This is a genomic window from uncultured Halovibrio sp. (assembly GCF_913056445.1).
In the GTDB taxonomy this organism is placed as follows: domain Bacteria; phylum Pseudomonadota; class Gammaproteobacteria; order Pseudomonadales; family Oleiphilaceae; genus Halospina; species Halospina utahensis_B.
In genome coordinates this window covers 1-22,267 of record NZ_CAJXMA010000018.1, presented here as the reverse complement: position 1 = coordinate 22,267, position 22,267 = coordinate 1, and the positions used below count along the sequence as shown (strand labels likewise).

Genomic DNA, 22,267 nt, shown 5'->3' with positions numbered 1-22,267 from the left:
ACTGTGCCCCTGTTTCAGCCGCATGCCGGTGGACGCTCCGGAGAGGGTGAGTGGCAATACAGAAGTGGACAAACAACCGCGCCGGGCGACTCCGGATGCTGGCTGCCAGCATCACGCTCGCCTGTGTGTCCGCGCAGGCCCAGGAACCCCGCTCGGCCGCCGCCATCGATTGGGTGGAGTGGGAGCAGCTGCCCCCGGAACTGCAGGAAAAGGTGCCGGCCTACTGTGGCGGCGCCTATCGCCCTCCGGCACTTGAATCCAGCAGTGCCGATGACGCCCCTGTGGGAGAAGGTGACGGCAGGCCTGTCCATATCACCAGTCGAGAGGCCCGCTACCGTATGGACGAGACCCTGGACCTGAGCGGTGACGTGCGGGTACGCCAGGGCGAGCTCCGGGCACGCAGTGACCGTGCCCAGTACAACCAGAGCAGCGGCATGCTCAACCTCAGTGGCGGCGTGGTCAGCCGCGCCAACGGGGTGCTGCTGACCGGCAATGAAGCCGAGGCCAGCGATGAGGGCGGCAGCCTGACCCTCAATACTGCCCGCTTCCTGCTCCATGATGCCCATATGCGCGGCAGTGCCGGTCGTATCAAGCGCACCGGGGAAGAGGCCATGCGCATTGATCAGGCCGTCATGACCACCTGCCAGCCCGGCCGCAATGACTGGTCGCTGGCGGCGAGCGGGGTTGACCTGGATCAGGCGAGTGGCTTCGGCACTGCCCGCAATGTCCGGCTGCGGGTGAAGGATGTGCCGGTGATGTACGTGCCCTGGATCCGGTTCCCGATCGATGATCGCCGCCATACCGGTTTCCTGTACCCAACGTTCGGCAGTTCCAATGCCGGCAGCGGGCTGTTCCTTGCCACGCCTTTCTACATGAATCTGGCGCCCCACTACGATGCGACCTATACCCCGCAGTATATCCATGGTCGGGGGTACTTCTCGGAGCTTGAGACCCGCTATCTGAGTCGCTTCGGGCAGACGGATGTACAGCTGGGCTTTATCGACAGTGACTCTGAATTCGAGTCGGAGAATCCTGGTATGGACGGCAAGCGCTGGGGCCTGGATGTCACCAGTGATGCAGACTTCGGTGGCGGCTGGCGAGGGGATCTGGATTACGCGGCGGTCTCAGACGACGACTATTCCAGTGACCTCAACCGGACCCTGGACATCCAGCAGAACACCCATCTGCGCCGGGATGGACGGCTCCGCTACAGTCAGCCCGGCGTGAGTTTTTCTGCGGCACTGCGTGGCTTCCAGACCATCGACCCCGCGATCCCGGAAGCCAGCCGCCCTTACAACCAGCTGCCAAGGCTGCAGCTGGATCTCAGTGCCAGCAGTGGCAACTGGTATGCCGCCCAGGATACGGAGTACAACTACTTCTGGCGTGAAAATGGCGATCTTCAGGGTGACCAGGCGGCCATTGGCCACCGCCTGCGGACGCGCCCGGAAGTGGGGTGGGAGCTGCGGGGGCTGCCGGGATTCATCGGCACGTCGGTGATGCTGGACCATACCCAGTACCAGCTGGATGACATTGAACGGGATGAGCGCTTCAGCCGCAGCGTACCCTTTGCAGACGTGGATGCCGGGCTCTACTTCGACCGTTTCTTTGATGTGGGCGACAGCTTCTACAACCAGACGCTGGAGCCGCGGCTGTATTACGTGTACTCACCGGAGCGCGAGCAGGACGGTATCCCTGTCTTTGATACCCGGCTCAACTCCTTCAACTTCAACCAGCTCTTCGCCCGTGACCGTTTTGTGGGAGGGGACCGTGTGGGGGATAACAACCGCCTCACGACGGCGCTGACCTCGCGCGTGTATGATATGGACGCCGGAATCGAGCGGGCCCGCGTGAGCCTTGGCCAGATCCACCGTTTTGACGATGAAGAGGTGGCGCTCAATGGAGCTGGCACCACGGAGGAAAGGCGTTCCCCGTACGCCGGTGAGCTCGTGCTGCGGCCGCTGGAGACCATGGACCTTCGGGTCACGGGACAGTGGGACGCGGATGAACGTGAGACCGTTCGTGGGCGGAGCCAGTTCCGCTTCCATACCAGCGACTACCGCTATCTGTTCAACGCCGGCCACACCTATGATGCGGACACCGACCTGGAGCAGTCGGATGTGAGCACGGTGCTGGCGCTGGGCGAACAGACGAGCCTGATTGGCCGCTGGCTCTACGATATGGAGAATAGGGAGACAGCGGGCACACTGCTGGGACTTGAGTACAGCAGCTGCTGCTGGAACCTGCAGCTCGTGGCCCAGCGTTACCGTACCCGGGATGAGGGACTGGATACCCGGTTCCTGTTCCAGATCCAACTGCTCGGGCTGGGTGGCAGTGGCGATGCCCAGGATACCGCCCGTGATGCCATTCCCGGCTTTGATCAGCGCACTGCCATCAGAGAGCGCCCAACGCCCGAACAGCTGCGGCGCCCGGCGCAGGAACGATGGCCCTGAACCCATTCAGACTGAGGTAAGCATGATTCCGAAACGACAGCGCCCTTCAAGCCTGCTGGCCCTGGTATTCCTGGCCTGCCTGCCCATGCTGGCGGCCGGAGCCGAACGCCAGCCGCTGGACCGCGTTGTGGCCGTGGTGGACGAGGGCGTGGTTCTGCAGTCCGAGCTCCAGGCACGGATCCAGCAGATCCGCTCACGGCTGAGCGCCCAGGGCACACGGCTGCCACCGGAATCCGTGCTGCGCCAGCGGGTTCTGGACCAGCTCATCCTGGAGGAGATCCAGATCCAGCGGGCTCGCCAGATGGGCATTCGCATTGGTGACTCCGAGCTCAACAGCGCCATGCGCAATGTGGCCCGGAACAACGGCTTCAACAGTCTCAACGCCTTCGAGCAGGCGCTGTCCAGCGAGGGGCTGAGTTTCCAGCAGGCGCGCGAGCAGATCCGCCGGGAGATGCTGGTCAGCCGCGTTCAGCAGCAGCGCGTGGGCCGGCGCGTGCGTGTTACCGAAAGGGAGGTGGACAACTTCCTGAGTTCCGCGGAAGCGCGTGAACGTTCCGGGATTGAACACCTGCTCGGTCACATCCTGATTGAGGTGAACAACTTCAATAACGACGAAGCGGTCCAGGCGGCCCGGAGCAAGGCGGAGTCGATCCAGGAGCAGCTTGAGGACGGTGCCGACTTCCGCGAGCTGGCGGTTGCCGAATCTGACGGTCGTAACGCGCTGGAAGGCGGTGAGCTGGGGTGGCGTTCCGGTCAGGAGCTGCCGTCGCTGGTGGCCGGCGAGATCCCGCGCCTGGATGTGGGCGAGCCTTCGCCGGTGCTGCAGAGCAGCAGTGGCTTCCACGTGGTCACACCATTGGACCGCCGGGGGCAGGATACCAATGAAGTGGAACAGCGCCGGGTGAGCCATATTCTGGTCAATACCCAGGAGCGCTCTGACGCCGAGGCGGAGTCACTGATCCGCGAGATCGAGTCGCAACTGGAGAATGGAGCTGATTTCGCTGCGCTCGCCAAGGAGTATTCGGATGACCCCGGTACCGTCTCTGAGGGTGGTGAACTGGGTTGGGTCGGGCCCGGCGAAATGGTGCCGGCGTTTGAGGACACCATGATGGAGACCGGTGTTGGCGAGACCAGTAACCCGTTCCGCTCACGGTTCGGATGGCATATCCTCAAGGTTGAGGATAGGCGCGTGGCGGAGCAGAGCGATGAAATCCGGCGCAATGAAGCCCGCCAGGCGCTGCAGCAACGCCAGTACGAGCTGGAACTCCAGAACTGGCTGAGCCAGATCCGCGAGGAGGCCTACGTGGACGTCAAGACCGTGGTCAGTGGCATGGAGGGCACGCTTTGACCCGTCCGGCACGGCTGGCGGTAACAGCCGGTGAGCCTGCCGGCATCGGGCCGGATCTGTGTCTTACTCTGGCTGACCGTGAGCGGGAAACGGAACTGGTGGTGATCGCGGACGCTGACCTGATGCGTGAGCGGGCCAGGGTGCTTGAACTGGACGTGCGGATTGAGCCCTGGGAACCGGACCAGCCCATTCCGACCGGAGCCGGTGTGCTTCCGGTCTGGTCGGTGGCCTCTGTCGCGACGACCCGGGCCGGGAAGCTCGACCCGGAGAACGCGGGCTATGTGTTGCGGACCCTGGAAGCGGCTGTTGAGGCCTGCCAGCTCAGCATCGTGGATGGCATGGTCACCGCGCCGGTGCACAAGGGGGTGATCAATGAGGCCGGCATCCGCTTCAGTGGTCACACCGAGTTCCTTCAGGAGAAAACCGGCGCCAGTGGTGTCGTGATGATGCTGGCCACCGAAGGGCTGCGCGTGGCGCTGGCCACTACCCACCTGCCATTGCGTGACGTGCCGGATGCTATTACCGGCAGCCGCCTCAGCCGGGTGCTCCACATCCTTAATGACGACCTGCGAAAGCACTTCGGCATTGCCCAGCCGCGCATACTGGTCGCGGGTCTCAACCCGCACGCCGGGGAAGGCGGGCATCTCGGCCGCGAAGAGATGGATGTGATCGAACCGCTTCTGGAACGGCTGAACAGCGAGGGTATGAACCTGATTGGTCCGCTGCCGGCGGATACCCTGTTCACGCCCTACAACCTGGAAGAGGCGGATGCCGTCCTGGCCATGTACCACGACCAGGGGCTGCCGGTGCTCAAGCACAAGGGGTTTGGCCGGGCGGTGAACATCAGCCTGGGCCTGCCGATCATCCGCACCTCCGTGGATCACGGTACGGCCCTGGACCTTGCGGCTACTGGCCAGGCCGACGCGGGCAGCCTGCATGAGGCCATCCAGACGGCGGCCCACATGGTACGCCAACGCGAGCGGACACGGCAGGAGCGCGCATGAGCCGGCCGTTGGGACACCAGGCGCGCAAGCGCTTTGGCCAGAACTTTCTGCACGACGCGGGGGTGATCGACCGCATCGTGGGCGCCATCAACCCGACGCCCGAGGATAACCTCGTCGAGATTGGTCCGGGCATGGGCGCACTCAGCGAGCCGCTGCTGGAGGCCTGCCCGTCCCTTCAGATGATCGAACTGGACCGGGACCTGATCCCCGGCCTGCGGGCCCAGTTCTTCCGCTATCCGGAGCTGGTCATCCACGAAGGCGACGCCCTGCGGTTTGACTACCGTGCCATCGCCGGCAAGGGGCCGATCCGGGCAGTGGGCAACCTCCCCTACAACATCGCCACGCCGCTGATCTTCCATCTGTTCGAATTCAGCGACGTGATCCGCGACATGCACTTCATGCTCCAGAAGGAGGTCGTGGAGCGCATGGCCGCGGCGCCGGGGGAAAGCCAGTGGGGCAGGCTGGCGATCATGACCCAGTACCGCTGCCGGGTGCAGCCGTTGTTCACGGTCGGTTCGGGTGCCTTCAGCCCAGCGCCCAAAGTGGAGTCCGCCATTGTGCGGCTGGTGCCCCACGGGACTATCGACAACCCGGCCCATGACCAGGAGCTGCTGGCGAAAGTCGTACGGACGGCCTTCAATGCCCGCCGCAAGACGCTGCGCAAGGCGCTGGCACCGTTGTTCGGGGATGGAGACTGGCCACGGCTGGGCATCGACCCTACGCTCCGGCCCCAGAACCTGACGCTGGCGGATTACGTGATGCTGGCCAATGATCTGTACGCACAGGCATCCAACGGGAGTACGGAATGAGTGAGTACGCCATCGGCGACATTCACGGCTGCCATGACAGCCTGAGGGCCCTGATGGACCGCATCGGCTTCAGCCCGGACCGGGACCGGCTCTGGTTTGTGGGAGACATCATCAACCGGGGGCCGAAGTCCCTGGAATCCCTGCGGCTGGTGAGGGACCTTGGTGACAATGCCCTGGTGACCCTGGGCAACCATGACATGCACTTCCTGGCGGTGGCGCTGGGCGGGCATGAGCCCCGGCCCAAGGATACGCTTCAGGCGATCCTGGAGGCTCCGGACCGCAATGAGCTGATCGATTGGATGCTGCAGCAGAACTTTGCCATCCCGGATGAGGCGCGCGGCCTGCTGATGGTGCACGCCGGTATTCCGCACCTGTGGACGGCGGAGCAGGCGGTGGGGTACAGCCGTGAACTGGAAGCAGTGCTCCAGAGTGACCAGGCGCCGCGCTACTTCCGTGAAATGTACGGCAACCGGCCCGAACGCTGGGATGCCGCCCTTGAAGGGATGGACCGCTGGCGGGTGATCACCAACTACTTCACACGCATGCGGTTTCTCGCTGAGGACGGCACCCTGGATCTGGCGACGAAAGAGGGGGTTGGCGCGGCGCCCGATGGTTTTGCGCCCTGGTTCCAGTACCCGCGGCCGGATTCGGTGGAACTGATTTTCGGGCACTGGGCCGCCCTGGAGGGTCGAACCAATACGCAGGGTATCCATGGGCTGGATACAGGCTGCGTCTATAACGGCCAGCTCACCGCAATGAATCTGGATACAAAGGAGATGACGCGTGTTGAACCCTGCGACTGAAGCCGGCTTCCCGGCAGGGACCTGGCTGAGCGTGGCCGCGATCCTGGGCGGACTGGCCGTGGCGGCGGGCGCCTTCGGGGCGCATGCGCTGGAAGGCAGGCTGTCGGAGCATTACATGAACGTCTTCCAGACGGCGGTGCAGTACCAGATGTTCCACGCCCTGGCCCTGCTGGGCGTGGCGCTTATCGGTCTCGTCCGGCCGGATGCCTCCTGGCTGGTACCGGCGGCCTGGGCCTTTCTGGTGGGCATCCTGCTGTTCAGTGGCAGCCTGTACACACTGGTTCTCAGTGGTGTGAAAGTGCTGGGGGCCATTACGCCGATCGGCGGTGTCGCGTTCCTGGTGGGATGGGTCTGTCTGGTGGTGACTGGATTGCGGCTGGGGGCTTGAAGCTGATGGGCTCAACCATCAGTTTAAGAGTATGAACATTATCCTGAACGGCGAAAACACCGAAGTCGGCGAAACCGCCAGTATCCAGGCCCTGATCGAGCGCCTGGAGCTGACCGGCCGTCGTATTGCCGTGGAGGTCAACGAGGAGATCGTGCCCCGCAGTGAGCATGAGTCACACCAGCTTGCGCCCGGAGACCAGGTCGAGATCGTGCACGCCATAGGCGGCGGCTGACCCCGTAGGAGCGGCCATGGCCGCGATCCTGCCCCCTGATCCCATGATCCAGACGAGAGACACCATGACCAACGAATCCCCGCAGGATACCCCCCTCACCATAGACGGCACCACCTACAGCTCCCGCCTGCTGGTGGGTACCGGTAAATACGGCAGCTGGGAGCAGGCGCGGGATGCCATTGAGGCCAGTGGGTCGCGGATGGTGACCATGGCGGTCCGCCGCACCAACCTGGGCCAGAACCCGGATGAGCCGAGTCTTCTCGATATTGTCTCGCCGGAGAAGTATACGCTGCTGCCGAACACGGCGGGTTGTTACTCGGCGAGGGACGCGGTGCGCACCTGTAAGCTGGCGCGCGAGCTTCTGGATGGGCACAACCTGGTGAAGCTGGAGGTTCTGGGTGATGAGAAGACCCTGTACCCGGACGTCACCGAGACCCTGAAAGCGGCGGAACAGCTGATTGATGATGGCTTCCGGGTCATGGTCTATACCAACGACGATCCCCTGATTGCCCTCAAGCTCGAGCGCATGGGGTGCATAGCTGTGATGCCATTGGGTGCCCCCATCGGATCCGGGCTGGGCATCCAGAACCGCTACAACATCCGCACCATCGTGGAGAACGCCAGTGTGCCCATCCTGGTGGATGCCGGCGTGGGCACGGCCTCGGATGCCAGTCTGGCGATGGAGCTGGGCTGCGATGGCGTGCTGATGAACACCGCCATCGCGGAAGCAAAAGACCCGGTCCGGATGGCGGGCGCCATGCGCAAGGCGATTGAGGCAGGGCGCGATGCCTACATGGCCGGGCGCATGCCGAAGCGGGCCTACGCCAGCGCCTCATCGCCGCTGGACGGGACCTTTTTCTGATGACGGCTTCCCCGGGGCTGGATACACCGCTGCCGCTGCCCTGCGGCTCTGTACTGCCCAATCGTCTTGCCAAAGCCGCCATGACCGAAGGCGTGGCGGATCAACACCTGCATGCCACGGAACGCCATCAACGGCTCTACGGGCGCTGGTCGGACGGTGGTGCAGGCCTGCTGATCACCGGTAACGTTATGATCGACCGGCGGGTTCTGGAGCGCCCGGGCAATGTGGCGATTGACCCGGTGCCGGCCGAGGGCGAGCCGGCCGGGATGGAGGCGCTGCGCGCCTGGGCGCGCGAGGGCACACGCAACGGCAACCACCTCTGGATGCAGATCTCGCACGCAGGGCGCCAGTCACCGCGTTACGTGACCAGTGAGCCGGTTGGCCCTTCTGAGGTGCAGCTGGAGTTGATGGGCAACTACGCGCGGCCGCGGGCACTGACCGATCCGGAGATCCTCGATTTCATCGAACGCTTCGGGAGCGTGGCGCGGACCGCAAAGGCGGCGGGCTTTACCGGCGTCCAGATCCATGGGGCGCACGGGTATCTGCTCTCCTCGTTCCTTTCCCCGGTGACCAACCAGCGCGCGGACCGTTGGGGCGGCTCGCTTGAAAACCGGGCACGGTTCCTTCTGGAAGCAGTTCGCTCGGCCCGCGAGGCGGTGGGGCCGGACTTTCCGGTGGCCGTGAAGCTGAACTCGGACGACTTCCGCAAAGGCGGGTTCAACCACGAGGAGTGCCTGCGGGTGGTGCAGTGGCTCAATGATGAAGGCATCGACCTGCTGGAGATCTCCGGCGGCACTTACGAGCAGCCGCGCCTTCTGGGCCACAGTGGCGATGCCGACACGGCGAGCGAGCCGGGCGCGGTCCGGGCCAGTACCCGTGCGCGGGAGGCCTACTTCCTGGAGTATGCTGAGGCGATCCGTAAGGTCTGTCGGTGTCCGCTGATGGTCACTGGCGGCTTCCGTACCCGCAGCCTGATGGAAGAAGCCCTGGCCAGTGGCGAGCTGGACGTGATCGGGCTCGGGCGGCCCCTTTGCACGGACCCGGATACCCCGAAAGAGCTGATCGAGAAGCGGATTGACCAGGCCGTGAACCACGAGGCCCGCCTGCGCCTGGCCAACACCGGTTGGTTCTCCCCGGCAAGCCCGCTGATGCCCCTGAAGATGATCAACGTCCTCGGCGCCCAGGCCTGGTACTACCAGCAGATCTTCCATCTGGCGGACGGCGAACCGGTGGACCTGAACCTGAGCGTGCTCGGGGCCTTTGCGCGTTACTTCGGGGACGAGCTGAGTACGGCGTTTTGGCTCAGGCGTAGCGGATGACCTATACGACCTGGTCCCGGCCGTTATCCTTGGCCTCGTAAAGATGCCTGTCGGCTTCCTGGATCATCGCCTCAACGCTCGGGGATGCCTTGCTATAGGTGCTGACACCAATGCTCAGAGTCAGGTGAATAGGGCCGGCCTGGGTGTGGATTGGCTCGTGGGCGATCAGGCTGCGCAGCCGCTCCGCCATCTGGCGTCCGGAGTCATTGCCTGTCTCGGGTAACAGCACCGAGAATTCCTCGCCGCCGATCCGGGCGGCCGTGTCCGATTTACGCAGCATGCCCTGGCAGCGTTCGGCAAACGCCTGGATGACTTCATCCCCGGTGCTGTGGCCGTACTGGTCATTGATCCGCTTGAAATGGTCCATGTCGATCATCAGCAGGCTCAGCGGCCGCCCGTGGCGTATGGCCCGTTCCACTTCCTTCTCCGCCTGCTCGAGGAAGTGCCGGCGGTTGGGGAGGGTGCTCAGTTCATCATGGGTGGCGAGGTACCGCAGCTGTTCCTCAAGCCGGCGCCGCTCGTTGATTTCGGCCTCCAGGTCGAAGCGGATCTGCTTACTCTGGGTGATATCCGTCTGGATCGAGTTAAAGCCATACAGCTTGCCGTCTGAATCGAATTCAGGCTGGCAGGAGATGCGCAGCCAGTAGTGGGCGCCGCCTTTTGTGTAATTCAGAACCTCGCAGGAAAAGCCCTGCTGGCGGGCCACGCAGTCGCGCATGTAGGCAATGGTTTGTGGATCCGTTTCCGGGCCCTGTAGGAGGTCGCCGGGCTTGTGGCCCCGCGCCTCCTCCAGGCTGTAACCGCTGAGGGTTTCAAAGGCGCTGTTGGCCCAGTTGATGCGGCCGTTACTGTCCGTCATCAGTATCAGTTCCTGGGTGTTTTCCAGTACCCAGGCCAGCCGCTGGTTGTGCATCCGCTGTTGCTGGTTCTCCGTGATATCACGGAATATCCCGAACAGATACCTTGTGTTGGAAGCCGGGCTGCTCTTGAGTTCACCCAGCGTCTCCACCCAGCGGACGTCTCCATCCACGCGGACGATGCGCGCATCGAAAGACAGCGGCTTGCCCGTCTCGATGGTTTCGTTGATCAATGCCTCAACACGATCACGATCGTTCGGGTGGTAGAAACTGAGAGCATTGTCCACGGTAGGGGGAATCGCGTTGGGCGACATCCCGTGCAGGAGGAACACTTCTTCAGACCAGAAGAGCGTGTTGTCATTGAGCCTTATATACCAGTGCCCGGATTGGGCCACCTTATGGCTCAGTCTCAGAATATCTTCGTTCTGCAGCAACGTATCTCTGATCGTTTCAGGTTGGTGTCTGCGCGAGATCCCTTCACATTCATTGTTCAGTCTAGCAGTTTCATCTTCAGAGGCAGCCCGTTGAGCTATTCGCGGTTGTCGTGGGCCACCCGAGCAATAGGGTGGATGGGGTTTGTCATGCTTGCTTTTGCTGGGTGAGTCTTGTCTGGGCTTATCACATGCCCGGGTGGCAGGCCGCGATGCCTTTACTGTTGAGGTGAGAATCGTTATTGTTTGCGAAATTGGTTGGGATAGAGGGAAACGTGATGCGTAAGCGTTTTACGGCAGTTACCGGAGCACTGGCACTGGCCGTGTCTGTTGGCTTCGCCTCCACCAGTGCCTTGGCCAGTGGTGAGATTGGTGAGCATGTCCAGAACCTCAAGAGCAATCTAGGCACCTATGAACAGGATGTTGGTCGGTTCACCGACCGCCTTGACACCATGGCGTCAGCCTATGCCGAGAACGGCCCGGACGCCGTGGAAACGGATCAGCTCATTGAGCTCTGGGAAGAGGTAAAGCTGCACGCGGCGGTGGAGGTGACCTATGTGCCGGTCTATGCCTCCATCTGGCAGGGCATCTATGGCTTCAAGGAAGCTGTGGACAATGACAGCGGCATTGAGCGTGTCCGCGCGGAGAAGGCAGCTCTGGAAGCCGCGCTGTGGCAGGGTCTGGGCGCCGTGAAGATGGCTTCAAAGCATCAGGCATCCGGTGGTTCCAATAAGGGTCAGGAGGCTGGTTCCGCGGGAGGTGACCCGGTTGACCGGATCATCACCAACCTGGAGAAGGTCACCGTGGAGCACGCTGAAGGTGAGACCGAAGAGGCCACTGAGCTGGTGCATGACACCTACATGGAGATCTTCGAGGGTATTGAGGGGGCACTGATCGAGCAGGACGCGGAACTGGTTGAGTCGCTGGAGAAGGACTTCAACGTGACGCTGCCCCAGCAGTTGGAGAAAGGCGCGCCTGTCTCTGAGGTGACCGCTCAGGTTGATGCCATGAAAGAGAAGCTCAGCCGGGCACAGGAGCTGCTTCAGAAAGCCGAAGAGAGTCAGGGCGATGTGTTCTGATGTGACCCGAAGGGATGTGGTGCGCGCTCTGGGCGCGCTCGGTATTATGGGCGCTCTTCCTCTGCCCGGCCTGGCAGCCGGCAGGGGCGGGGCGCCCTTTTCCGTTGAGTCGCTGCCAGCGCTTGAGGGGGAGCTGACGCTCTATCTGGGGCGTGGCGAAGGCGGCCTCTATGAGGATGTCATCAATGCCATCCGGGATCGCAACCCGGGGCTCTCTCTGCAGGTGCGCCGCGGCCCCACGGTGGCGCTGGCAAACACCATTGTGGCAGAGGCCGAAGCCGGGGTGCGGCAGGCGGATCTGTTCTGGGCTGTGGATTCCGGATCCCTGGGGCTGGTCAGTGATGCCGGCCTTGCCCAGCCCGTTCCCGAGGCACTTGGTGCCGGGCTGAGAGAGGGGTTCCGCTACGATAACTGGGTGCCTGTCTCCGGTCGGATCAGAACACTGCCCTTCAACAGTGATCGTCTGAGCCTGGAGCAGATTCCCGAAGACATCATGGCACTGCCGGAAACGGACCTCAGCGTTGGCTGGGCACCCGCCTATGGCTCGTTCCAGTCCTTCATCACCGCCATGCGGCTGCTCGAGGGCGAAAAAGCCACGCGCGAGTGGCTCCTGGGCATGAAAGCCCGGGCCCGCCAGGACGCGGGGGAGTTCGGTGTCGTTATGGGTGTTTCCCGGGGGGAAGTGGATCTGGGGCTGGCCAACCACTACTACACTCTTCGACTGCTGTCCGGCCAGCCGGACGCCCCGGTCGCCCTGGCCATGACCCGTGATGACGCCGGTTCACTGCTGAATGCCTCCGGCGCCATGGCACTGTCGGAACGCCCCGTGGCCATGGACTTCATCCGCTATCTGCTGACCACCGAGGTCCAGTCCTATCTGGCGCGTGAGGCGTATGAGATTCCGATGGTCAGTGGTGTGGAACTGCCCGAGGGGCTGCCGTCGGAGGATCGCATCCAGCCGCCCGAGCTTGAGCTGACCCGCCTTGCGGACATGCGTCCGACGCTGGACCTGATGCGTGATGCCGGAGTGTTATGAGGCCTTGGCCGGTCTCCTATGTGCTGGCCGCACCCGTTGCCATACTGGCGGTGCTGCCGTTGCTGGTCCTGCTGGACCTTGGTGTCGGGGCGGACACCCTGTGGGACCCCCACTGGCTGGACGTTCTGGGGCAGTCACTGGCGCTGGCCGGGCTGACGGTTGTCGGGTCGCTCTTTCTTGGTGTGCCTCTGGCGGTCATGACCGCCTATGTCAGGCTTCCCCTGCGTGGTCTATGGTTGCCTCTTCTGGCGGCACCACTGGCGATGCCGAGCTACATCGGTGCCTTCACGTTCTATGCGGCCTTCGGGCCCGGGGGCGAGATTGAGCAGCTGACAGGCATTCCGACACCGGAACTCCGCGGTCTTACCGGAGCGGCCGTCGTGATGTCGCTCTACACCTTCCCCTTTGTACTGCTGACCACCCGGGCGTCCCTGCGGGGGCTGGATGCCAGCGTCCTGGATGCGGCGCGTACGCTGGGGCTGTCGCTGCCGCAGGCCCTGTGGCGGGCGGTTCTGCCCCGGGTGCGCCGGGGCATTGCGGCGGGCGCGCTGCTGGCGGCGCTCTACACGCTCTCGGATTTCGGTACGCCGGCCATCATGGGCGTGGACACGTTCACCCGTGTGATCTTTGTTGAATACAATGCCTTTGGTCTCAGCCAGGCCGCGATGCTCTCATTGCACCTGCTGGTGATTGTGGGTCTGATCCTGTTTCTGGAAAGCCGCTTCGGAACAGAGCAGGAACGACCCGGCCGCACGCTGGTTGTGACCCCCGGTACCCTCTCCGGAGCTGGTATGATGGGACTGGCGGTGCTGGTCTTTGCTCTGGCTGTGGGGCTGCCTCTGGCACTTTTCGGTATCTGGATCGCGCGTGATGGTCTGGCCGGCTTTGACCCCATGACGGCGGTCAACTCGGCCTGGGCAGCCTCCCTGGCGGCACTCGGCGCGGTTCTGCTGGCGCTGCCGGTCGCGTATGCGGCGCTTGCAGGGCCTGCGGGCCGCGTCATGGACAGGCTGACCTACTTCGGTTTCGGGGTGCCTGGCATCGTCATGGGTACGGCTCTGGTCCATCTCGGGCTCAGGGTGCCGGTGCTTTACCAGACCCTGTTCCTCCTGGTGCTGGCCTACATGCTGCGGTTCCTGCCGTTGGCGGTGGGCGCGGTGCGCTCCACGGCGGAGCGGGTGGACGACAACATGACCCACGCCGCCCGCCTTCTGGGGGCCTCCCGCTGGGAAGCGTTCCGCCGCGTGAGCCTGCCGCTGACGCTGCGGGGTGTGGTTGCCGGAGGGGCGCTGGTATTTCTGGAGGCGATGCGCGAGTTGCCCGCAACACTGATGCTGCGCCCGACTGGGTTCGACACCCTGGCCACGGAGCTCTGGCGCGTCTATGAGGCTGGGTACTTCGGCCGTGCCGGCGTTCCGGGCCTGCTTCTGGTGGTGATCTCAGGGGTGGCGCTGGTGTTGATGGTCAGTGGTGAGCGGGGCCTGAAAGCGGGCCTTGCAGAGAATAAGGGGTAATCATGCTGGATGTTCGCAACCTGAGCCTTGCCTACGGCCAGACACCCGTACTGGCGGATCTGTCTTTCAGTCTGGGCGCGGACGAGATCCTGATGCTCGTGGGGCCGACCGGCTGTGGCAAGACCACGGTGCTGCGTACACTCGCTGGGCTGGTGCGCCCGGATGCCGGGGAGATCGTGCTCGGGGATCAGCGGATTACACCGAAGCGGGACGTGCCGCCGGAGAAACGGCGGGTCGGGATGGTATTCCAGGACTTCGCGCTGTTTCCCCACCTCAGCGTCATCGACAATGTCGCCTTCCGTCTCAGCGATCGCGGGCCCGCCCATGAGTGGCTGGAGCGGCTTGGGCTCACAGCGCTGGCCGATGCCATGCCGGAGCGCCTTTCCGGCGGGCAGAAACAGCGTGTCGCCCTGGCCCGGGCACTGGCCCACAAGCCCCAGCTGATGCTTCTGGATGAGCCGCTGTCCAATCTGGACGCCGCCCTCAAGGACACTCTTCGGTGGGATATCCGTACGGCCCTCAAGGAGGCCGGAGTGCCGGCGCTCTGGGTGACCCATGATCAGGAGGAGGCACTTTCGGTTGGGGACCGCCTGGGGGTTCTCAATAACGGCCGCCTGGAACAGCTCGATACCCCGGAGCAGTGCTTCAGCCAGCCAACAAGCCGGTTCGCCGCCCAGTTCCTGGGAGAGGCGGCTTTCGTGCGTGGGCACCGGGACGGGCCTGTGGTGGCGACGCCGCTTGGCAGCGCCACCGCCATCACCCAGGGCGCCAGTGGTGAGAAAGTAGACCTGATGGTACGCCCTGATGATCTGACGGTGGTGCCCTCACGGGACGGTAACGGCGTGGTTGAGTGGCGCCGGTATGAGGGCGAGACACGGCTTTACGCCATCCGCGTCTGCGATGGCGAGGCCCTGCGGGTGCGGACCAACCATGAGCTGGATCTGGCTGTGGGCGCGCCGGTGCATCTGCGGATCAGTTCTGAGCACCCTCTCGCCGCGTTCACGCCAGAACCAGCGGCCTGATGCCGTTCAGTCCGGCTCCGGAAGCAGGGGCTTGAGGCTGGCGTGGATGCCGGGTGCGGTGATGATGATATCCCGCCCCCACAGATCCTCTGGATAGCCCTCCGGTACTTCCGAGAAGTGACCACAGGTGGCGCCGGCTTCCAGCGCGATCAGCCGGGCTGCGGCGAAGTCCCAGGGGCTGACGCTCTCGTAGTAACCATCCAGCCGGCCACAGGCCACCCAGCAGATGTCCACGGCTGCGGAGCCGATGCGCCGGATGTCACGGCACTCGGTGAGCACCCTTTCCAGGCGCCGGATCAGGGTCGGAATCTCATCCTTACCGTAGGGGAAACCGGTGGCGATCAGGCTCTGGCGCAGGTTGGTGGCGCCGGAGACCTCAATCGGCATGCGGTTGAGCAGCGCCCCCTGACCATGGGTTGCCATGAAGGTTTCCTGCTGGAAGGGGCAGTGGACCACGCCGGTCCGGACCCGCCCCTTTTCGGCGTAGGCGATGGACACCGCCACCTGGCCATGGCCGTAGGCGTAGTTCACCGTTCCGTCGATGGGGTCAACGATCCACAGCGGTGTGTCAAGGTTCTCCGCCTGTGTCAGGTCGGGCATGGCTTCCTCGGAGAGGATGCGGTGACCGGGGTAGGCGTTACGAATGCGCTGAGCGATGAACTCGTCCGCCTTGATGTCCGCCTGGGTCACCAGTTCGGTGGCATCCTTATAATTGTGCTCCATGCTGCCCTGACGGCGCTCCTGGATGATGAGCTCACCGGCCTGGATGGCTGTTTCCTCGGCGAATTCGGTAATGGCGGTCAGGTCGTCATGCATTGAGGTGCGGCCCCTCTGGTAGGATATGGCGGATCGGGTCGGTCTGCCGCGTAGTGTACTCCGGCCCCCGGTATGGCCACAAAACGGAAACCCTATGCATCTGATTCTAGGCCTTGTTCTTACCGTCCTGCTCTTCCTGCTGCTGCGCCAGTGGGCGCGCCTGGATCCGGCGGAAAAGCGCAAGGGGCTGTTCTGGGGCGTAGCCGTGGCGGTGGGCGCGCTCTGTACACTGCTGGTGGTCACCGGGCGGCTGCATGTGATCGGAGGGCTGCTGGCGGCACTCGTGCCCTTTGCGCATCGCGGCTGGCGCGCCTTCCAGCTCTGGCTTCTGTGGCGCCGTATCCGTAGTGCCGGGGGCGGCGCGGATAGCGGGCAGGAGTATGACAGTGGCCAGCAGGCGCCGCCCAGCTCGGGCCGTATGGATCCGGAGCAGGCACGGGATGTTCTCAATCTGCCCGTGGATGCCGGCCGGGATGAGATCGTGAAGGCGCACCGGCGGCTGATCCAGAAGGTGCATCCGGACCACGGTGGCAGTGATGAGCTGGCTGCAAGGGTGAATGAGGCCAAGGAGGTGCTGCTGAAGACCCTGCGGTAAAGCGGGTTTCCGGCGGTACTCAGCGGGCTGGAAGTACGTTCACCTTTACTTCCCAGAGTCGGCTGCCTTTTGACTGTGTACTGTAGACCCGGCTGCCCTTCTGATCCCGGATACTCCGGCGCTCCTCACCCAGCTCCACCCATTCGCCGGGGTTTACCCGGCGGATGGTCACCACACCGGCCGTTTTGTAATCCGGCTGGCCCGGTACGGGCTCGTTGCGGATGGCGGTGATGTGCAGCTCCACCTGGTTCTCGCTGAGCACCGTGGGGCGCACAAGGAAGCCGCTGGTCATGTCCACTTCCTCAAGAATCACCATCGGGTTCCTGCCACCACGCGCCGCCACGGGCAGCCGCGCGATACGACCGGACGAGATCTGTGCGATCTGCTGGTCCTGGACCACCAGTGAGCGCGTCGAGTCCTTCCGGGTACTGTAGACACGGCTGCTGCCACGGTTGTCGTCCTCACCCGATGCCATCTTCCGGTGGCGCAGGGAGAGGCGTACCTGGCGTACGGGCTGGTCGATCTGCTTGAGCAGGGTCTTGATCTCGGCGAGCTGTTCGGGCTCAGCGCGCACCATCAGGGTCTGTCCGTCCGGCGAGAGTTTTATGTCATCCCCGTAGAGGTTGCGGAGCTGGGGGACTACCGTCTGAGCCCGCCGGTTCTCCAGTTCAAACACATGGCTTTCCGGAGCGGCGAATGCGGCCGGTATGGCCAGCAGCAGTGACAGACAGGCCAGAATAAGGTTGCGGTTGACTGGTTTCATGATATTCCATGGAATGCCATCTATGCTCAGGGTATCGCACCGGCAACAGGTGCGCGACCGTTTCACGCTCAGGATAGCATCCTGCTAACGAGGGAGTGCCGTTATGACGGTGACCATCACTGCGCCCCGGGAGACACGGGCCAACGAGAAGCGGGTGGCCGTGGTACCCGCGGTGGCGCCCAAGCTGGAAAAGCTGGGGACTGAGATCCGTATCCAGAAGGGGGCTGGTGAAGCGGCCCGGATTCCGGACGAGGCCTATGAGGATGCCGGCATCCATGTAGGGAAGCTGGAGCTGGGCAAGGCGGATATCGTGCTCAGCGTTCAGGCCCCCAGCCCGTCCGAGATCCGGAAGATGAAAAAGGGCAGTATCCTTCTGTCCTTTGTCTACGCGCACCGGGATCCCAAGGTCGTGGAAGCACTGGTGGAGCAGGAGGTCACCTGTTTTGCCATGGATCGGGTGCCGCGCATCACGCGCGCTCAGGCCATGGACGCGCTCTCCACCCAGGCCGCCCTGGCGGGCTATTACGGCGGGCTTCTGGCGGCAACCAACCTGCATCGTATCCTGCCCATGATGACCACGGCGGTGGGGTCCATCCGTCCGGCCAAGGTGTTGGTCATCGGTGCCGGTGTCGCAGGGTTGCAGGCCATTGCTACCGCGCGGCGCCTGGGAGCCATGGTGGAAGGCTATGACGTGCGCAGCGAGGCCGCGGAGCAGGTGGAATCGCTGGGCGCGAAGTTCGTGGACACCGGCGTCTCCGCGACTGGCGAGGGCGGTTATGCCCGGGAACTGACCGATGAGGAGAAAGCCCGGGCGGCGGAAGTGGTGACACGCCATGTCCAGAACGCGGATGCGGTGATCACCACCGCGAATATACCGGGGCAGGAAAGCCCGAAGGTGCTCAGTGAGGAACAGATCCGGGGTATGAAACCAGGCGCCGTGATCGTGGATCTGGCGGCCGACGGTGGCGGTAACACGCCGCTGACGCAGCCGGGCGAGACGGTGGAGGAGGGCAGCGTGACCATTGTGGCCCCACTGAACGTGCCCAGTCTGCTGGCCGAGCACGCGTCTGAACTCTACGCCAAGAACCTGCTCAACTTCCTGGGGCTGATCGTCGCTGATGGCGAGATCCAGCTCAACTGGGAAGACGAGGTCATTGCCCGCTCGTGCCTGACGCACGCGGGCGAAATCCGGGACGAAGTGGCGGCTGAAGCCGTCAGGGGGGACTGATCATGGATGCCACCACGGCCATTACCGGCTTTGTTGCGCTCTACATCTTCATGCTGGCGGCCTTTACCGGCTACGAGATCATCGGCCGGGTGCCGGCGATCCTGCATACGCCGCTGATGTCCGGCTCCAACTTCGTGCACGGCATCGTGGTGGTGGGCGCCATCTGGGCACTGCTCAATGCCGCCACACCACTGGAGCAGACGATCGGTTTCATCGGCGTCCTGCTGGGCGCGGGTAACGCGGCCGGCGGTTACGTGGTAACCGACCGCATGCTCGACATGTTCAAATCCAGTGACCGGCAGGACTGAGGGGCACAATCATGGTGAGTTTCCTGATCGCAGCGGCTTTCTTTGTCGCAACCCTGCTGTTCATCTACGGGCTCAAGCGCATGGCGAGCCCCGTGACCGCACCCTCCGGTATCCGTGTTGCGGGCTGGGGCATGGTGATCGCGGTCGCGGCCGCCTTCCTGTATGCCTTCGACGTACGCCCGGCGGCTTCGGAGCACCTTGGTACCAATTTCCTGCTGGCCCTGGTCGCATTGGGGATCGGTGTGGCCTGGGCCTGGCGCAGTGGCAAGCGCGTCGAGATGACGGGGATGCCGCAGATGGTGGCGCTCTACAACGGCATGGGCGGTGGTGCCGCGGCGGCCATCGCGGCCGTGGAGCTGTATTCCGGTAATGCCCAGCACTACGGTTTCGTGGTGACGGTTCTGGCGCTGGTTGGCGGTCTGATCGGCGCGGTGGCCCTCTCGGGTTCGGTCGTCGCCTGGGCCAAGCTGGATGGCCGGCTCAACAGGACCCTGCGTTTCAGCACCCAGCAATTGGTTAATGGTGGGCTGCTGGCGCTGGCCGCGCTGTTTGCGCTCTATGTCCTGATCGTCGGTGCCGGTGGCGTGCCCACCACCGGCATCACGCTCTTTTTCATTGCCGCCCTGGTGCTGGGGGTGCTGCTGACCACGCCCATCGGCGGCGCGGACATGCCGGTGGTCATTTCGCTCTACAATGCCTTCACCGGCCTGGCCGTGGCGTTTGAGGGCTTCGTGCTCCAGAACCCGGCGATGATCATTGCCGGTACCGTGGTGGGGTCCGCCGGCACGCTGCTGACGTTCCTGATGGCGAAGGCCATGAACCGCTCGGTGAGCAACGTCATCTTCTCGAACTTCGGTGAGGAAGACGATGGCTCCGGCGGTATCGAGGGCTCCATGAAATCGGTGGATGCATCGGATGCCGCCATCTCCATGTACTACGGCTCGAAGGTGATCATCGTGCCCGGCTATGGCCTGGCGGTGGCGCAGGCCCAGCACAAGCTTTACGAGTTCGTGAAACTGCTGCAGAAGCAGGGTGTCGAGGTGGCCTTCGCCATCCACCCGGTGGCCGGACGCATGCCGGGGCACATGAACGTACTGCTGGCAGAGGCCGGCATTCCCTATGACATCATCCATGACCTGGAGGACATCAACGAGGAGTTCGCGCTGTCGGATGCGGCCCTGGTGATCGGCGCCAATGACGTGGTGAACCCCGCGGCGCGCACCAACGAGTCCAGCCCCATCTATGGCATGCCCATCCTGAACGTGGACTATGCCCAGCAAGCCTTCGTGGTCAAGCGCGGTCAGGGCAGGGGCTATAGCGGCGTCGAGAACGAGCTCTTCTTCGCGGATAACACCCATATGGTGTACGGCGATGCCCAGAAGGTGATGGTGGAGATGATCGAGGCGGTCAAGTCACTCGGTAACGCCTGATGCTGGCTTCACTGGAGACCGTGCTGGGGACATGGCTGTTCCCGGTGGTGGCCGTGGTTTTTGCTGTGGTCGCCACGCTGGTTGGCTATCGGCTGTCACTGGCTGTCATCCGCCACTTCACGAGGGCCACTGACACGGCGCGGCTTTTTCTGGATGCCGCCGCCGGCCCTATCGGTGTGTCCCTGTGTCTGATTGCCGTGAATGCGGTATTGCAGGGCGTCGGGGACCAACTGCCGTTGCTGGCCGGCATGCGGCATGTCGCCAGCCTGTTGCTGATTCTGGCCGTGACCTGGGCGGCGGTACGGTGCGCCTCGGCGATTGGTGATGTCATCGTCACGCTCAATCCCGTTGAGGCGGGTGAGTGGCGGCGAGCCCGGAAAGTGGAGACCCAGACGCGCTTCCTGGTGCGCGGCCTGAACGTCCTGGTGGTTATCATCGGTGCCGGCCTGGCGTTGATGACATTCGAGCCCATGCGCCAGTTCGGGGCCAGCCTCCTGGCGTCCGCCGGTATCGGCGGGATCGTTCTGGGGTTCGCGGCACGCCCGGTCCTGGGCAATCTATTGGCGGGCATGCAGATCGCGCTCACCGAACCCTTCCGCATTGACGATGTTCTGAATGTGGAAGGCGAATGGTGCTGGGTCGAAGAGGTTACGGCCACCTACGTGGTGCTGCGGGTGTGGGACCTGCGGCGGATCGTTATGCCGCTGCAGTGGTTCATAGAGAATCCCTTCCAGAACTGGACCCGCCACAACACGGACCTGATGGGTGGGGTTGTGCTGTGGCTGGACTACGCGATGCCCCTTGAGCCGCTGCGCGAGGAGTTCTCACGCCTGCTGGCGGCCTCCGCGGAATGGGATGGGAAGACGGCATCGGTTCAGGTGATTGAGGCGGGGGAGCGCGGCATGCAGGTCCGTTTTCTGATGAGCGCAGCGGATTCCAACCAGCTCTGGAACCTGCGGTGCGCCATACGCGAGTCGCTTGTCGTGTTCGTGAACGGCCATTATCCCGGGTATCTGCCGCGTATGCGGGCGGAACTGGTTACCCCGGGGGAGTAGTTCCGCCTGCCCTCGGTCAGGCCGCGGTGCCCGCCTGGATGTCGCGGAACGCCTGAACAAGGTAATCCGGCTCCTGGGCACCGGAGATCAGGTACTGCTGGTTGATGACGTAGGCCGGGACGGCGGAGATGCCGGCTTTCTGGTAATAGGCCTCTTCCTTCCGGACTGCTTCCGCGAAGTCGCCCTCATCCAGGACCCGGCGCGCCTCGCCCGTATCCAGGCCGATGGCGGCCACGCATTCCAGCAGTACCCCATCGTCTGAAATATCGGCCGCGCGCCCGAAATAGGCCTCAAAGAAGGCCTTTTTCATCTCGGTCTGGCGGTTCTGTTCGCCGGCCCACATGACCAGCCGGTGTGCGTTGAAGGTATTCCGGGTGTAGCGCTCCTGCATGCGCTCGAAATTCAGGCCGAGTTCATGGGCAATGGCCGTCATGTCGTTCTGGGCCTTCTCCATTTCTTCGGGGCTGCGGCCGTACTTGCGGCTCAGGGCCTGCAGGATGGGTTCGCCGTCGGTGTCCTTGTCCGGGTTGAGTTCAAACGGATGCCAGCTCACCGTGAAATTGCATTCGCCGGCAAGCTGGTCCATCGCCTGCTCCAGACGGGCATAGCCAATGGCGCACCAGGGGCAGGCAATGTCGGAGACGATGTCGATATGCAGGGTTGTCATGGGGAAACGGCCTGGTTCTGGGATGACTGCTGCCCTGATTCTGGGGATCGCTCGGGATGGGTACAATCCCCGCCACGCATGGTTTCCTGGATCAGCCACAGCCGGTCCTGGCCCCAGGCCGTAACGTTGCCGAAGCGGAACCCGGGCACGCCCCAGAGACCGATCCGGTAGAGTTCCTGGCGGTTGGCTTCCACTTCGTCACGCCAGTCTTCGCTGTCCAGCCACTGGCGGGCTTCGGTCCAGTCCAGGCC

General features: G+C 63.7%; 23 protein-coding genes. 18 read left to right on the top strand and 5 right to left on the bottom strand.

The features are described from left to right. Positions 1 to 50 precede the first annotated feature (50 nt). The 9 genes from QZ501_RS05780 (at position 51) to QZ501_RS05740 (ending at position 9,215) form a co-directional block, all read left to right on the top strand. Positions 51 to 2,450 carry an LPS-assembly protein LptD gene (locus QZ501_RS05780; protein WP_295717932.1) on the top strand — a complete coding sequence of 800 codons (2,400 nt, stop codon included), beginning with the start codon at positions 51 to 53 and terminating at the stop codon, positions 2,448 to 2,450. A 22-nt stretch (positions 2,451 to 2,472) separates the two neighbouring features. Further along, positions 2,473 to 3,798: a peptidylprolyl isomerase gene (locus QZ501_RS05775; RefSeq protein WP_151439910.1), complete on the top strand. Its 1,326-nt coding sequence runs from the start codon at positions 2,473 to 2,475 to the stop codon at positions 3,796 to 3,798. Next, entirely contained in the window at positions 3,795 to 4,802 is a 1,008-nt protein-coding gene (gene pdxA, locus QZ501_RS05770; protein ID WP_295717929.1) for a 4-hydroxythreonine-4-phosphate dehydrogenase PdxA, read from the top strand. Before QZ501_RS05775 ends, pdxA begins: the two co-directional genes overlap by 4 nt. Continuing rightward, complete coding sequence (gene rsmA / locus QZ501_RS05765) at positions 4,799 to 5,611, top strand: 16S rRNA (adenine(1518)-N(6)/adenine(1519)-N(6))-dimethyltransferase RsmA (protein ID WP_295717926.1); 813 nt, start codon at positions 4,799 to 4,801, stop codon at positions 5,609 to 5,611. The genes pdxA and rsmA overlap by 4 nt, the downstream gene beginning before the upstream one ends. Further along, positions 5,608 to 6,414 (top strand): symmetrical bis(5'-nucleosyl)-tetraphosphatase, encoded by an 807-nt coding sequence (locus QZ501_RS05760; protein ID WP_160899036.1) that lies wholly within the window; start codon positions 5,608 to 5,610, stop codon positions 6,412 to 6,414. Before rsmA ends, QZ501_RS05760 begins: the two co-directional genes overlap by 4 nt. Positions 6,415 to 6,439: 25 nt before the next feature. Then, the gene (locus QZ501_RS05755) at positions 6,440 to 6,802 is read left to right on the top strand and encodes a DUF423 domain-containing protein (RefSeq protein ID WP_151440046.1); all 363 of its coding nucleotides are present in this window, start codon (positions 6,440 to 6,442) and stop codon (positions 6,800 to 6,802) included. 31 nt (positions 6,803 to 6,833) lie between these two features. After that, entirely contained in the window at positions 6,834 to 7,034 is a 201-nt protein-coding gene (gene thiS, locus QZ501_RS05750) for a sulfur carrier protein ThiS (RefSeq protein WP_151439914.1), read from the top strand. Between the two features lie 64 nt (positions 7,035 to 7,098). Beyond that, positions 7,099 to 7,896, top strand: coding sequence for a thiazole synthase (locus tag QZ501_RS05745; RefSeq protein WP_295717967.1), 798 nt, complete (start codon positions 7,099 to 7,101; stop codon positions 7,894 to 7,896). Continuing rightward, positions 7,896 to 9,215 carry an NADH:flavin oxidoreductase/NADH oxidase family protein gene (locus tag QZ501_RS05740; RefSeq protein WP_295717923.1) on the top strand — a complete coding sequence of 440 codons (1,320 nt, stop codon included), beginning with the start codon at positions 7,896 to 7,898 and terminating at the stop codon, positions 9,213 to 9,215. The genes QZ501_RS05745 and QZ501_RS05740 overlap by 1 nt, the downstream gene beginning before the upstream one ends. Before the next feature lies 1 nt (position 9,216). Here QZ501_RS05740 and QZ501_RS05735 read toward each other — a convergent pair whose 3' ends face one another. Continuing rightward, complete coding sequence (locus QZ501_RS05735; protein ID WP_295717921.1) at positions 9,217 to 10,506, bottom strand: sensor domain-containing diguanylate cyclase; 1,290 nt, start codon at positions 10,504 to 10,506, stop codon at positions 9,217 to 9,219. A gap of 275 nt (positions 10,507 to 10,781) precedes the next feature. Here QZ501_RS05735 and QZ501_RS05730 point away from each other — a divergent pair, with 275 nt between their 5' ends. The 4 genes from QZ501_RS05730 to QZ501_RS05715 are packed head-to-tail and all read left to right on the top strand — an operon-like array spanning position 10,782 to position 15,154. Next, positions 10,782 to 11,582 carry a hypothetical protein gene (locus QZ501_RS05730; protein ID WP_295717919.1) on the top strand — a complete coding sequence of 267 codons (801 nt, stop codon included), beginning with the start codon at positions 10,782 to 10,784 and terminating at the stop codon, positions 11,580 to 11,582. Between the two features lies 1 nt (position 11,583). Further along, the gene (locus tag QZ501_RS05725) at positions 11,584 to 12,618 is read left to right on the top strand and encodes an ABC transporter substrate-binding protein (protein WP_295717917.1); all 1,035 of its coding nucleotides are present in this window, start codon (positions 11,584 to 11,586) and stop codon (positions 12,616 to 12,618) included. Beyond that, positions 12,615 to 14,132 (top strand): iron ABC transporter permease, encoded by a 1,518-nt coding sequence (locus QZ501_RS05720; RefSeq protein ID WP_295717915.1) that lies wholly within the window; start codon positions 12,615 to 12,617, stop codon positions 14,130 to 14,132. Before QZ501_RS05725 ends, QZ501_RS05720 begins: the two co-directional genes overlap by 4 nt. Positions 14,133 to 14,134: 2 nt before the next feature. Next, positions 14,135 to 15,154: an ABC transporter ATP-binding protein gene (locus QZ501_RS05715; RefSeq protein ID WP_151439920.1), complete on the top strand. Its 1,020-nt coding sequence runs from the start codon at positions 14,135 to 14,137 to the stop codon at positions 15,152 to 15,154. Between the two features lie 6 nt (positions 15,155 to 15,160). On the opposite strand, the gene QZ501_RS05710 is transcribed toward QZ501_RS05715, so the two are convergent. Beyond that, positions 15,161 to 15,970: an inositol monophosphatase family protein gene (locus tag QZ501_RS05710; protein ID WP_295717913.1), complete on the bottom strand. Its 810-nt coding sequence runs from the start codon at positions 15,968 to 15,970 to the stop codon at positions 15,161 to 15,163. Positions 15,971 to 16,064: 94 nt separating this feature from the next. Here QZ501_RS05710 and QZ501_RS05705 point away from each other — a divergent pair, with 94 nt between their 5' ends. Next, a complete protein-coding gene (locus tag QZ501_RS05705) occupies positions 16,065 to 16,565 on the top strand; it encodes a DnaJ domain-containing protein (RefSeq protein ID WP_192497283.1) in 501 nt (166 codons plus the stop codon). A gap of 19 nt (positions 16,566 to 16,584) precedes the next feature. Here QZ501_RS05705 and QZ501_RS05700 read toward each other — a convergent pair whose 3' ends face one another. Continuing rightward, complete coding sequence (locus QZ501_RS05700) at positions 16,585 to 17,328, bottom strand: secretin N-terminal domain-containing protein (RefSeq protein ID WP_160899043.1); 744 nt, start codon at positions 17,326 to 17,328, stop codon at positions 16,585 to 16,587. Positions 17,329 to 17,431: 103 nt separating this feature from the next. On the opposite strand from QZ501_RS05700, the gene QZ501_RS05695 reads away from it, so the two are divergent. Genes QZ501_RS05695 through QZ501_RS05680 form a run of 4 tightly spaced genes read left to right on the top strand, consistent with a single transcriptional unit; the run spans position 17,432 to position 21,349 of the window. Beyond that, positions 17,432 to 18,556, top strand: a complete 1,125-nt coding sequence (locus QZ501_RS05695) for an NAD(P) transhydrogenase subunit alpha (protein WP_295717910.1) — start codon at positions 17,432 to 17,434, stop codon at positions 18,554 to 18,556. 2 nt (positions 18,557 to 18,558) lie between these two features. Beyond that, positions 18,559 to 18,864 carry an NAD(P) transhydrogenase subunit alpha gene (locus QZ501_RS05690; RefSeq protein ID WP_077531660.1) on the top strand — a complete coding sequence of 102 codons (306 nt, stop codon included), beginning with the start codon at positions 18,559 to 18,561 and terminating at the stop codon, positions 18,862 to 18,864. Positions 18,865 to 18,875: 11 nt separating this feature from the next. Beyond that, positions 18,876 to 20,294, top strand: coding sequence for an NAD(P)(+) transhydrogenase (Re/Si-specific) subunit beta (locus tag QZ501_RS05685; protein ID WP_295717904.1), 1,419 nt, complete (start codon positions 18,876 to 18,878; stop codon positions 20,292 to 20,294). After that, a complete protein-coding gene (locus QZ501_RS05680) occupies positions 20,294 to 21,349 on the top strand; it encodes a mechanosensitive ion channel domain-containing protein (RefSeq protein ID WP_295717902.1) in 1,056 nt (351 codons plus the stop codon). Before QZ501_RS05685 ends, QZ501_RS05680 begins: the two co-directional genes overlap by 1 nt. Positions 21,350 to 21,365: 16 nt before the next feature. Here QZ501_RS05680 and QZ501_RS05675 read toward each other — a convergent pair whose 3' ends face one another. Further along, entirely contained in the window at positions 21,366 to 22,016 is a 651-nt protein-coding gene (locus QZ501_RS05675) for a DsbA family oxidoreductase (RefSeq protein WP_295717901.1), read from the bottom strand. Continuing rightward, on the bottom strand, positions 22,013 to 22,267 hold a 255-nt coding region (locus QZ501_RS05670), incomplete at its 5' end, for a DsbA family protein (protein WP_295717900.1). The genes QZ501_RS05670 and QZ501_RS05675, both read right to left, overlap by 4 nt.